The following is a 12,055-nucleotide window of genomic DNA, read 5'->3' on the forward strand; positions in this document are numbered from 1 at the left end:
ATTTACATTAATTTGGCTCGGTAGCTCAGTCGGTAGAGCAAAGGACTGAAAATCCTTGTGTCGGCGGTTCGATTCCGTCCCGAGCCACCATCTTATATAGAATATTTTATATAATTTGCGGGTGTAGTTTAGTGGTAAAACCTCAGCCTTCCAAGCTGATGATGAGGGTTCGATTCCCTTCACCCGCTCCAAATAATTTATTATTTGGGCCTGTAGCTCAGCTGGTTAGAGCGCACGCCTGATAAGCGTGAGGTCGGTGGTTCGAGTCCACTCAGGCCCATCACATATTAATTAGTACGTGATTGGAAACTCCATACACAAGTATGTTAATATATTATTTATGTTTGTGCCCTTAGCTCAGCAGGATAGAGCAACAGCCTTCTAAGCTGTGGGTCAGAGGTTCGAATCCTCTAGGGCGCGTATTTATTCCACAGTAGCTCAGTGGTAGAGCAATCGGCTGTTAACCGATCGGTCGTAGGTTCGAATCCTACCTGTGGAGCCATTTTTGAACTAAAGACAAGCGGGTAAGCTATTGGGATTTAATTAAGTGTATCACTGTTTGAATCCTCCCTGGCAGACCACCTATTTACATAATGAAATTCAAGTCCTTATGGGGCTTTTTTATTTGGGGAATAATTATAGCGACGATAACTAAATTGGAAAAACCGCTAAATACGTTTTTTGTACACCTTAAGTTGTTATTATAATATCCTGGGATTAACTTCTCCCTTTAAGAATTATTCAGTTATAAACTTTGTGGAGAAATCGTTATTTGAAGCCTATAGGCACGACTTCAAGGCTGACTTACGATACTTTGTCTTTGTAACATTAATATTAGTTGTTTTGTATCTGAAATCTAAATCAGAGATAGTTTAAGCTCTCCAGCAGGCTTCCTTCACCGAAAATTTCCCAAATGCAATCATGAAGTTATCAAATATCATCCCTAAAATGACTAGCAGTAGTATGTTGGTGAAATTTAACAAGCCATCCTTTCTAATCAGTGAAATCCCCCATATTAATAGACAAAGATAACCGAATCCCAAGAAAAAGAATAGAAATGTATCTATTGCACAACACCCATTTTTTCATTTTACCCTAATTCCTAAGTCTCGTTTTGTTACGCTTGTTCCCGTGAATTTTTTAAAAGCTTATCCGGTGTAATCGAAAAGATTCATAATATTTCATAGAGGAGAATTGTCGATTAATAGAATATATTGATAAAGAAGTGTATAATTCAGAATATAAATTCATGTAAGGGGAAGGGATTGAAGATGACATTACAACAATTAAAATATGTAATTGAAGTGGCGAGAAGTCGCTCAATTAGCAATGCAGCACAGAATTTGTTTATTAGTCAGCCAAGCCTTTCAAATGCAATTAAAGAGCTTGAGAAGGAAATGGGGATAATGATATTTTCTCGAACCAATAAGGGGATCATGATTACACCAGAAGGATCGGAGTTTCTAGGTTATGCAAGGCAGGTGGTTGAACAGGCAGCACTTCTTGAGTATCGTTATTCCGATACGTCATCACCACAGCAGCATTTCGCCGTATCGGCACAACACTACGCGTTTGCGGTGAGTGCTTTTGTACGACTGCTGAAAGAATATAATCCGGATGAATACGAGTTTACCTTTAGGGAAACGAGGACATATGAAATCATTGATGATGTGAAGAACCTGCGCAGTGAAATTGGTGTTCTATATTTAAACGAGTTTAATAAAAAGGTTATCTCTAAGTTTCTAAGAGAAGGAAATCTCGAGTTTCATGAGCTTTTCGAAGCAAAGCCGCATATCTTTATCAGCTCGAAAAATCCACTTGCGAAAAGCGATTATGTGACATTATCGGACCTAGATCCATATCCATACCTGTCCTATGAGCAGGGGGACTATAATTCCTTTTATTTCTCTGAGGAGATTCTTAGCACACTGTCTAGACCGAAGAATATTAAGGTGAGCGATCGGGCTACGTTATTTAACCTGCTTATTGGGTTAAATGGCTATACGATTACAACAGGTGTCATTAGTCATGAATTAAACAGCAGGGATATTATCGCAGTACCCTTAAAGGTCAATGAACGCATCAATATTGGGTATGTTACCCATAAGAATTTAACAAACAGTACGCTAGCTAATATTTATATCGGCTATTTAAAAGAAACAATCGCAGAAGAGCTACGACAGCTTCAACTATAGTTTAAAGCTATAACAAGCGGAATATTTTATGTCTTACCCTATGTTAAATTCTCTATGCTAGACTATATCTTATAAAACGAGTTCAAAAAGGAGGATAAAAAGGGACCAGTCGGCTAAGTTCGCAACGTCCTGGGAAAAGAAAAACGCTTTTCCTTCTTGCAGGATCGTTTGCTCACGCTAAAACAGTCAAGGAACTTCTACTAAAACCGTCCACGTCCTGTGGACAACGCAGAAGTCACTACATCCTGTGGAAGCCCACTACGGGGAGCTACGCCGCCTCGAACTTCCGACGCCCTGGACGAGCAGTGTCGGCATTGCAACAAATCTTTCCGATGGGGCGTGTACCGCAGTCCAAGGAACGGAAAAGAAAGCGAACGAAAAAATTTGACGTGTCATTTTTACCGGACTTTTTGAACATCCATATAGAAATGAAACATAAGGGAGAGGTATTAATGGGAGTAGGTACTAAACAGGGGAAAAGATTGGTTACACCGTTTCGATATGATAATGTGGGGAGCTTTTTGCGACCTGAGAAATTAAAGAATGCTCGTGCTTCTTTTAAGGATGGCAGCCTATCAGAGAATGAACTGAAACAGGTGGAAGATGCGTGCATTATCGAGTTAATTCAAAAACAAAAAGATGTTGGTCTTCAAGTAATTACAGATGGGGAATTTCGCCGTTCATGGTGGCACTTAGATTTCATGTGGGGACTAAATGGCGTAAGCAAGAAGATGATTGATCAAGGCTATCTTTTTCATGATGAAGAGACACGTCCGGAAACAGCTAGTCTAACAGGAAAAATAAGTGGTGAGAACCATCCGTTTGTTGAACATTTTTCATTTATTCGATCATATGAAGAAGATGGTGTAGTTGCAAGACAGACAATTCCAGCACCTGCTCAGTTTTTGGCAGAACTACAACGTCCTGATAATATTAAAGTAACCGAAGAGATTTATCCAAATGAAGAAGATTTGGTTGCGGATATTGCAAAAGCATATCAAACAGTTATTAAGGATCTGTACGACGCTGGATGCAGAAGTGTACAGTTAGATGATTGCACATGGGGAATGCTAGTAGATCCTAAATACTGGGAATCCCGTCATGATGGTGCAACTGTTGAGGAAATTGGCGAACTATTTCTGCGTGTGAATAATTTAGCGATTGAAAATCTCCCTGAAGATTTAATAGTAACGACTCATGTTTGCCGTGGAAACTATCATTCTACATGGGCTTCTTCTGGTGGGTATGATTCAATATCGAATATCTTATTTGCGAGAGAAAATGTTTCTGCATATTATTTAGAGTATGATACAGAGCGTGCGGGTGATTTCACACCATTGAAGCATGTAAGTGAAGATAAATTTGTTGTCTTAGGTCTTTTCTCATCAAAAACAGGTGATTTAGAGGATAAAGAGGGCATTAAGGCACGCATTGAAGAGGCAACGAAATACGTTGATATTAATCGACTTTGCATTAGCCCACAATGTGGCTTCGCGTCAACTGAAGAAGGAAATATTTTAACAGAAGAGCAACAGTGGGAGAAACTCCGCCTTGTGAAAGAGGTAGCCGATGAGGTTTGGGGTTAAGAAGTTAGGTACAGAGAAAGCATTACATTAGAAGATGACTCTTTAATGTAATGCTTTTTCTTTTAAAATACCCTTTGGTATTATTCAAAGATTTGACTTTAAATAAACAAAGAAAATCATGTTTTTTGAAAAAAGATTAATCAAAACATGATTTTCATAGTATCGCCATTTTATAAAGATTAGTATAGAAACAATAATAATATCAATATACTAACCATATTATATCTCTTTGTATATTGTTTGAATCACACTTAGCTAATCACCACAGATATCATTAACATGAAGTATATACTCATCACAAATAAGCAGCTAAGAAGAAAAGTTATCATAATCGATGCTTTTTTGTAAATCGATAGTATAATTAATCCTACTAATGAAATGCATAGGAAAAAGAAGTATACGATATTTAAGTTGACAGTAAATCCAATTGTATTACTAGAATCGATTATAACATCGTGAAATAGACGGAATAAAGGTGACACTGCATCATTCGTTAAATAATTCCCATGCGGTGGGGACTGTTGTGAAAAAATAGCTGTAATCGTAAAAATTACAAATAAAATCAAACCTTCTACTCGAACCCAAGGAATTGGATTAAATGTAATATCTTTTGATACTTTATATTTCACAATCAAACCATTTAATAATGCATAGAAAACTAGTGGCAGCAGGAATAGATGTTTTATTAATAGCCCTTGTCCATACGAAACCATCCAAGAATCAGTATACCCATCCACCATTACATTCGTTAATAGTATACCGCTTATAGCTGTAGCAGTTAAACATCCGATAGCAATCTTTGAAAACCAGCTTAAAAATTTCAGCCAATTATTATGATTGATTGCACACCAGCCAACAATAAGGACAACTCCAACCCAAATGCTGGCAGCTGTTAAATGGATAAAGTGGCTAATAATTCCTGTGATTGGTTCCATCGCGCCCGCATGGCTTGACCAAGCAACTGTTAAAATTAACCCAAATGTTAGTACTGTCCCTAAAAAAGCAAAGGTATCCTTTTCCTTAGGCCTCGCTAAGGAGATTAATAGTACTAGCAAAACAGAACCAATTAGGGTAAAATCCCATGCGGTCCCCACTGTATAGGTTGTCAGAACAATCTTGAATGATTCAAGTAAACCTAGGCGTGGAGCAATAAATAAGATACTATCAAGCACGGGAAAGAACGCGAAAACCGGCAGTATAATGGCACTAATAAGTAATAAATACTTTGGAATTTTAATATTAGGACGGTAGCTGCTTGGGACAAGGAGAAGAAGAAAACTTCCTGCTAATATCGAAAAGCATAAATACAAAAGCGCCTGACTAATAATTACGATTATGTCCATTCGTTATTTCTTTCTTTTAGTAATTAGGAAGAAACCAACAATTATAATGATAACTATAGCAGCTATTGCAATTACAGTCATAGAAGATGATTCTTCCTCTACTTCACTCGCTGAAGTTGATGTTTCTTCTTCAGTCGATTGCTCAGCTGATTCTGTTGTTTCTTCATCCTCACTCACTTTTGTTTCAGATGGCTCTTCAGCTTCTTCTTTCACAGCTTCAGGAACCGCGGCATTGACCGTAAATGAGAATTCACCTTCTAATGGGTGACCATCTGCACTGATAATACTCCAATTTACTTGATATTCGTCATTTGCAAGTGGCTCAGCAACAGTACCTGTTAATGTACCCTCACCAATAATAATTTCTTGTATTTCAATAGCTTGCCCCTCTGTCGTTGTTAGATCTATAAAGCTGCCTTGTTCAATTTGACCATCAAAATCAAGAACAATTTCAGCCAATGGCTCTGTAACAACGTCACCATCTGCTGGATTCGATCCTCCTAAATGTGAGTGAGCAAACACACTAGTAGAAAAACACGTTGCTAGTAAGACTGCAACTGATATGATAAATAATCGTTTCAAAATAATTCCTCCCTTACATGTCTCGGCAACTGCATCTATTAATTTAAGTCACCTTCAAACATTATAAATACAATGTAAATATTGCATAATACCTCAAAAGAGTGATTTAGAAGCAAAATTGTTAATAATGTTCGAATAGATGATAAAATATAGACACAATTTAATAATAGAGAAGCGGTGTAGACTTGAAGTATAAACAAATTAAATGGCTTATTTTAATTCTCCCTACTATTACCATCGCCATGTGGGAATATATTCGGCATGAATTTCTTCTTTCTTATATATCAATGGAGATAGGTAATTTTCTTTCCCCAATATTAGTCTTTATCGTTACCCTCGTCTTTTTACGGCACTTGTTTTCAATTTTAGAAAGAATCCAAGAAGAGCTAAGGTGGGAAAAGACGAAGAAAGCTGCACTTATTGAGAGAGAAAAGCTAGCAAGGGAACTCCATGATGGAATTGCTCAATCTTTATTTCTATTATCTGTAAAAATGAATAAGTTCGGAAGGAATAATCATCTCGAACATGATCCGGATTTCCAAAAAATTAAGCAAACATTACAGCACATTCATGAAGATACTCGACAAGCGATTACAAACTTAAGGTATTTACCAAATGAAGATACTTTCAGTTGGACAGAAACGATTTATCAGTATGTAACTGAACTTAAGAATCAGCATTTAATGGATGTTCAGCTAGAATGGAGAATCGGAGATAATACATTATCATCGAAAGAGAAAGTAGAGTTATTTGCCTGTATAAAGGAGGCCGTTGTCAATGTTATTAAGCATGCAAAGACAAATAAAGTATGGATTCACGCAATAGAAACCGACAATGGATGGATTTGCCAGATTAAGGATCGAGGAATAGGATTTAAAAATGAAACGATTCAATCCAGCAAGGGTTATGGACTGCAAATTATTAAGGATCGGGCGATAGATATGGACTGGGAATTTTCTATGAACAATACAGATAATGAAACGATTATTGAAATAAAAAAGGAGAGTAAATAGATGCAGCCTTTTCGAATATTAATTGTTGATGATCACGCTCATGCAAGAGAAGGAATTCGGGAAATCTTAGAAGAACACGAAGACTTTCTTATTGTAGGTGAAGGGAAGAATGGAGAAGAAGCACTTAAACTTACGGAAGAATTAATGCCTGATATTATTCTGATGGATATTCAAATGCCAGTAATGGACGGTTTGGAGGCTACTAAAAGAATCAAAATTAAATTCCCTTACGTAAAGATCGTGATGATTACTGTATCAGATGATATCACCGATTTGTTTGATGCATTAAAGAAAGGAGCTCAAGGATATTTATTAAAAAATATTCAATCGGAAGCATGGTGTGAACATTTAAGAGCTTTTGCCTTAGATGAAGTCCCAATGTCCAAAGAAATTGCCTTTCAAATCTTAAAGGAATTTCCTCAAAGTAAAGCAATAACGAAAAAGAATACGCCTTTATCTACCCGAGAATTAGAAGTACTACAATTGGTGGCTAAAGGACTGTCAAACAGAGAAATTTCAGAAACCCTTTTTATATCAGAACATACGGTTAAAAGCCATCTAAAAAATATATTAAGTAAACTACATTTAGACAATCGAGTGCAGCTAACAAGCTATGCTTTTCAGCAAGGCCTAATGGATTAGCGTTGATAGTAAGATTCCATCGTAGCAGGAATAAGCATCGGGCTGATGTATTGTCATTAAAAATCGAAGGAACAAGGAAGTTTCGGTATATATAGATCCTTCTCTTACTTTCTCCGTTGAGGGCATTTGAAATTGTACGGAAAAATAAGTCTAATCTACTATTGGACGAGGTAACATTCGATAACATTGAAGATGGATTGTCTTTACAGATGCTACATCTTGGTTCATATGATGAAGAATCACAAACTTTTGAGATAATGAATGCATTCCTAGAAGAAAATCAATTGAAGAGAACCTCTTTAACGCATCGAGAAATCTATCTTTCCGAATTTAGGAAGGTAGAGAAAGCAAAGCTAAAAACGGTTCTTCGATATCCAGTGAAGAAGAGTGATTAATCGTCTTAAAGGAAATAACATAATTAAACATGAAAAAACATGGTTTAAGTACATTTTTAAACAAACTGCATAGGATAAATGGATAAATAAGAGAAGGGTTTGAGAAATATGTATTATTATCCATATTCATATTATTGGCACTTCCCGGTGTATAACGATGATAGGCAGTTTTTTTATGGTGCGTTTCCTTATAATGGAATGAGCCAGGTAAGCGAATATGAAATGCCATATTCCTACCCGACTGATAATCGTATATTGCTAAAAGATTATGGGCCAGAACCATTTGTCGTGAATATCAATGAAGCTACAAAACAAAACGATACTTTTCGTACCGCACTATGGACTGGACATCATTTACAGGTAACACTGATGAGTATTCCAGTTGGCGGAGATATTGGACTGGAGATCCATCCTGGAACAGATCAGTTTCTACGAGTGGAACAGGGCCAAGGTATTGTTCGAATGGGTAAAAACAAGAATAATTTAAACTATGTAAGGAATATCAGCGATGATTTTGCGATCATGGTACCCGCTAAAACATGGCATAATGTTACGAACACAGGAGATATCCCTTTAAAGCTGTATTCGATTTACGCACCTCCCCACCACCCATTTGGAACAGTACACAGAACCAAAGCAGATGCGATAGCAGCAGAATCAGAACATGGTCATGGCAATAGAAATACAGACTAAAAGTTTCTCCATCTAGTAATTCCGCTCAGAATATAATCTGAGCGGTTTCTTACTTCTCTTTTAAAGTTTCCACTTCTGTTTTAGATGAAGCGTTAAGTAACACAACACCACCAATGATAAGAATTATCCCGAGTACCATCCCAATATTGAGTGGATCTTCGAACAGTAAAATACCAAGTACGGCTGTAACTGCTGTGCCCACACCAGACCATATCGCATAGGCAAGACTAAGCGGTAAGTAGGCTAATGTTTTCCCAAGGCAAAAGAAGGCCAGACCATATCCAACGACAACAATAATGGAGGGGGCAAGTACTGTAAAGCCTTCTGATAGTTTTAAAAACATAGTCCCAATTATTTCAGCGACAATTGAAATACTTAAGTATAAATATCCCTTCATACGTACCTCCTAAGAACCACTATTTAGTAAAGCAACACCACCAATAATGAATAATATGCCTATCGTTTTCTTTAGATTAATGCCTTCTTTATAAAAAATGATACCAACAAGTGCAGTTAGCGCCGTACCCACTCCAGACCAAATCGCGTAGGTTAGACCAAGTGGCAGTGTTTGCAGTGCTAACGAAAGCGTATAAAAAGCAACGGCATACCCAATAATCACTCCGACCGATGGAAATAGCTTCTTGAATCCTTCTGTTAATTTCAACATCGAACTACCGAACACTTCTGCAATTATGGCGATGCCTAATAATATGTATTCGCTCATTGTTTTCCTCCATTACTTATACTAAAATAATTGAATCCTACTGTTATAACTTCCATCTTAACTATACCAGCAAGATATCGACATAATTACTATTACTAGATAAATATAAAACATTTATTTTCAAACGGCAAAGAAATACGAGCGAAGATGGAAATAGAAGCAGCAGGCAGTTTCTCCACTTTTTAGTTTTCTCTACTGAAATCGTATCACTTGAATGAAGAAAGCGCTCTCTTGATAGTAGATGACTGAAAAATAATGAATAGGAGGGGTAGAGATGGAAGGGCCTGTATTTGCATTTTCCAAAAAATGTTCGATCATTATTAATTACAGGAATACATTAAACTGTATATACATATAACTGGGGAATTAATATAGTCACTTCTACAACCTTCGCTTTCACCATTTTGACCTGTAAAAAAATCAGTAATCACCTTCACAGATCCATGAAAAGAATAACAACCCATATATACAGTTTTTAGTGAAACTGTATATATGGGTCTTAGGAGATTAAGAAGATAATATGGGAAATAGAACTTGGAGCTTAGTCGTTACTGCGTTCTAATATATATTAAATCCTACCTGCTCTTGAGTGACTGTAGGTATATTGGAAATACTGAACAATAAATCGAGAACAATTTCAATTATTTAATTCTTATGATAGGTAGATAGAGAAGTACTACAGGTTAGTTTTATATTAGATTTCTTCATTATTTCTTAAGATTATTTTTAGTCTCTAAGGGACCGAATGGAAAAAAAGAAGTCTAAACCTCATAATTTAGAGAGGTATATAGACTTCCTTTGATAAGATAAAATTTTAATGAGAAACGCGCTTATATTTAGTTGTTCAGTAATCCTCAATTGCTTCTAGGCTGTTCATCACTATTTGGAATGACTTGTACATCAATATTGATATAGGATTCAATAGTATTACGTATTTCATTATCATTATTGACGGTAAATCCTAAGGCAGAATTTACTATTATTAGGGATCCAACCCCAATTGCAATAAGACCGTTCTTCATAAGGCACCCTCCCTTCTTTTTGGATAGATTCTTCAATACATGTCAATATTGTTACTTTTTATAGCCAATTTGTAGTAAGCAGCCGCTTTTTTATATCCCCCCCTTCGTTGATAGTATTCTCCCAAAAAATTTGAATATCTTTGAAGATCTCTAGTGTTATTAGCTTTTTTTAGAATAGGTAAGAGTTTGTTTTTAACATAAGCTTCCCATTTATCCTCAGTTTCATTTAAAAAGGAATGGAAAAACCAAAACTCTTTCATAGGAATATTATCGTTTGGTAATTGTTTTGCGACTTCTAAATGATTTGTTAAGTAGTTATGACACTCACTTAACAGTTCCTCTTGATAATATACATAAATCAATAGGGATAATGATTGAAAATAGCTGATGCTTTCTTTATCTTTATGTGTAATAGCCATTTTTAAATGTGAAATCGCTTTACTTCTATTTCTTTTACGCAAGTACATATTAGCGATGTTATGCTCGACAACGCCCAAGTGAATAGCATCTTTCAATTCTAAAGCTAAGTTTCTAGCTTTTTTAAATTCAGATAGAGCTGTGGTGGCATCGCCTAGTTTGCTATAGCAAATTCCTAACTGAATATGGAGTTTCAAACATTGTTGTTTTTTGTAATTATTTTGGAAAATTAGTAAAGATTCTTGAGCATATGTAAAACTTAATGTTTCTTTTTGTTCTACATATAAAATTAAGGAATACAGAAAATACATGTCAGCTTTTTCTAATTCATTGAGATGTGCTGAAGAATACTCTGATAAAGCCTTTTCTAGATATTCCTTTGCTTTAACCGTATTGTGAGTGATCCAATAATAGTTTCCTACATGCTTAAAATAAAAATAGCGATTTCTTGTTGATAAAACGTCGTAAAAATTATGTAAAAATCTAAACGAATAATCGGCGTCATCATAGTTATTTAATATGATGCATGCCCTGATCTTCTTCACATGATATTCAGCTTGAAGTTCTAGGTTTGTAACAGGTTGAACCAATTCTTGTAATTCTCTATAGGTTTTTTCACATTCTTTTCTATCATTATTTAATAATGGCTTTTCCCATCGAAACAATAGCTCTCTTACTCTATTGTCATTGGATTTCATTTCATAATAATTTACCCCTAATCTATTAAATAATAAAGCAAGAGTTTCTTCCTCTACGGTAGTTTTTGCATTTTCTATACGTGACAAATAAGAAGGTGACACAATTGCTTCTGCAACTTCCTCTTGTGTTATATTTTTTTCTTTACGATAGAATTTCAACACTCTTCCCATATCCATAATAGTCCCTCACTTTTTATAAATATTGCGCAAATTGGGTCGGTTTCTAACCGATATTCAAACTATTCCAAGAAATATGCGAAATACAAATATTTACAATTTAATGATAGCATATAAATTGTAACATGAAAGCAAAAGTTGTAAAGAGTTTGTTATAAAAAAATACTTGATAGAGTCGAGACCTCTATTAAGTATGAAGTTGTGATTTGAAGGAGGTGAAAAAATGGTAGTTTTTCTAAGAATTGTAGGACAGCTGGGTGCTGCAGCTGCAAAGTGGGCATGGGCTAACAAAGGGAAAGTTTTAGACTGGATTGCTGCAGGTATGGCTATCGAATGGGTGATAGATAAAATCAATAGTATTGTGAACTAATTGAGATATAACTACAGATTGATAAAGTCGAGACCTCTATCAACTATGTAGAAAAGATTTGAAGGAGGTGAAAAAAATGGCAGTATTTTTAAGAATAGTAGCACAGCTGGGTGTAGCAGCAGCGAAGTGGGCATGGGCTAACAGAACAACAATCTTGGCAATGATCGCTAGTGGCCTTGGAATCCAATACATCATTGA

Annotated in this window: 14 protein-coding genes and 5 tRNA genes; 13 read left to right on the forward strand and 6 right to left on the reverse strand. The window is 35.9% G+C overall.

Annotated elements, in window-relative coordinates; all coding sequences use genetic code 11:
- Nucleotides 1-14: 14 nt before the first annotated feature.
- The 7 genes from CWR45_RS14860 to CWR45_RS14890 all read left to right on the forward strand — a co-directional run bounded on the left by CWR45_RS14860 (nucleotide 15) and on the right by CWR45_RS14890 (nucleotide 3,781).
- Nucleotides 15-90: transfer RNA gene (locus CWR45_RS14860), tRNA-Phe, on the forward strand.
- Between the two features lie 27 nt (nucleotides 91-117).
- Nucleotides 118-191 (forward strand) — tRNA-Gly (locus CWR45_RS14865).
- A gap of 15 nt (nucleotides 192-206) precedes the next feature.
- Nucleotides 207-280 (forward strand) — tRNA-Ile (locus CWR45_RS14870).
- Between the two features lie 66 nt (nucleotides 281-346).
- Nucleotides 347-420, forward strand: a tRNA-Arg gene (locus tag CWR45_RS14875).
- A gap of 7 nt (nucleotides 421-427) precedes the next feature.
- Nucleotides 428-502, forward strand: a tRNA-Asn gene (locus tag CWR45_RS14880).
- Nucleotides 503-1,271: 769 nt separating this feature from the next.
- Nucleotides 1,272-2,195 carry a LysR family transcriptional regulator gene (locus CWR45_RS14885; RefSeq protein WP_115750654.1) on the forward strand — a complete coding sequence of 308 codons (924 nt, stop codon included), beginning with the start codon at nucleotides 1,272-1,274 and terminating at the stop codon, nucleotides 2,193-2,195.
- A 452-nt stretch (nucleotides 2,196-2,647) separates the two neighbouring features.
- Nucleotides 2,648-3,781: a 5-methyltetrahydropteroyltriglutamate--homocysteine S-methyltransferase gene (locus CWR45_RS14890; protein ID WP_115750655.1), complete on the forward strand. Its 1,134-nt coding sequence runs from the start codon at nucleotides 2,648-2,650 to the stop codon at nucleotides 3,779-3,781.
- Between the two features lie 251 nt (nucleotides 3,782-4,032).
- Here the strand turns inward: CWR45_RS14890 and CWR45_RS14895 are convergent, their stop codons facing one another.
- Both CWR45_RS14895 and CWR45_RS14900 read right to left on the reverse strand, forming a co-directional pair.
- Entirely contained in the window at nucleotides 4,033-5,124 is a 1,092-nt protein-coding gene (locus tag CWR45_RS14895; protein WP_115750656.1) for a copper resistance D family protein, read from the reverse strand.
- A 3-nt stretch (nucleotides 5,125-5,127) separates the two neighbouring features.
- Entirely contained in the window at nucleotides 5,128-5,706 is a 579-nt protein-coding gene (locus tag CWR45_RS14900) for a copper resistance CopC family protein (protein WP_170138878.1), read from the reverse strand.
- A 185-nt stretch (nucleotides 5,707-5,891) separates the two neighbouring features.
- Between CWR45_RS14900 and CWR45_RS14905 the strand changes: the two genes are divergently transcribed.
- From CWR45_RS14905 to CWR45_RS14920, 4 genes are all read left to right on the forward strand, one after another.
- Complete coding sequence (locus tag CWR45_RS14905; protein WP_115750658.1) at nucleotides 5,892-6,719, forward strand: sensor histidine kinase; 828 nt, start codon at nucleotides 5,892-5,894, stop codon at nucleotides 6,717-6,719.
- The gene (locus CWR45_RS14910) at nucleotides 6,720-7,361 is read left to right on the forward strand and encodes a response regulator (protein ID WP_115750659.1); all 642 of its coding nucleotides are present in this window, start codon (nucleotides 6,720-6,722) and stop codon (nucleotides 7,359-7,361) included.
- Nucleotides 7,362-7,522: 161 nt separating this feature from the next.
- A complete protein-coding gene (locus CWR45_RS14915; protein ID WP_211315975.1) occupies nucleotides 7,523-7,756 on the forward strand; it encodes a GyrI-like domain-containing protein in 234 nt (77 codons plus the stop codon).
- Between the two features lie 108 nt (nucleotides 7,757-7,864).
- Nucleotides 7,865-8,449 carry a cupin domain-containing protein gene (locus CWR45_RS14920; protein WP_115750661.1) on the forward strand — a complete coding sequence of 195 codons (585 nt, stop codon included), beginning with the start codon at nucleotides 7,865-7,867 and terminating at the stop codon, nucleotides 8,447-8,449.
- 49 nt (nucleotides 8,450-8,498) lie between these two features.
- Here CWR45_RS14920 and CWR45_RS14925 read toward each other — a convergent pair whose 3' ends face one another.
- The 4 genes from CWR45_RS14925 to CWR45_RS14935 form a co-directional block, all read right to left on the reverse strand.
- Nucleotides 8,499-8,846: a DMT family transporter gene (locus tag CWR45_RS14925; RefSeq protein WP_115750662.1), complete on the reverse strand. Its 348-nt coding sequence runs from the start codon at nucleotides 8,844-8,846 to the stop codon at nucleotides 8,499-8,501.
- A 9-nt stretch (nucleotides 8,847-8,855) separates the two neighbouring features.
- Nucleotides 8,856-9,173 (reverse strand): DMT family transporter, encoded by a 318-nt coding sequence (locus CWR45_RS14930; protein ID WP_115750663.1) that lies wholly within the window; start codon nucleotides 9,171-9,173, stop codon nucleotides 8,856-8,858.
- 854 nt (nucleotides 9,174-10,027) lie between these two features.
- Entirely contained in the window at nucleotides 10,028-10,195 is a 168-nt protein-coding gene (locus CWR45_RS19895) for a hypothetical protein (protein ID WP_170138879.1), read from the reverse strand.
- Between the two features lie 32 nt (nucleotides 10,196-10,227).
- On the reverse strand, nucleotides 10,228-11,487 hold the full coding sequence (locus tag CWR45_RS14935) for a helix-turn-helix domain-containing protein (protein WP_115750664.1): 1,260 nt from the start codon (nucleotides 11,485-11,487) through the stop codon (nucleotides 10,228-10,230).
- Between the two features lie 223 nt (nucleotides 11,488-11,710).
- On the opposite strand from CWR45_RS14935, the gene CWR45_RS14940 reads away from it, so the two are divergent.
- Nucleotides 11,711-11,857, forward strand: coding sequence for an aureocin A53 family class IId bacteriocin (locus CWR45_RS14940; RefSeq protein ID WP_115750665.1), 147 nt, complete (start codon nucleotides 11,711-11,713; stop codon nucleotides 11,855-11,857).
- Between the two features lie 76 nt (nucleotides 11,858-11,933).
- The coding region (locus tag CWR45_RS14945) for an aureocin A53 family class IId bacteriocin (RefSeq protein ID WP_115750666.1) at nucleotides 11,934-12,055 on the forward strand (122 nt) is incomplete at its 3' end.

Source organism: Oceanobacillus chungangensis (assembly GCF_003369565.1).
Classification (GTDB): Bacteria; Bacillota; Bacilli; order Bacillales; family Amphibacillaceae; genus Oceanobacillus; species Oceanobacillus chungangensis.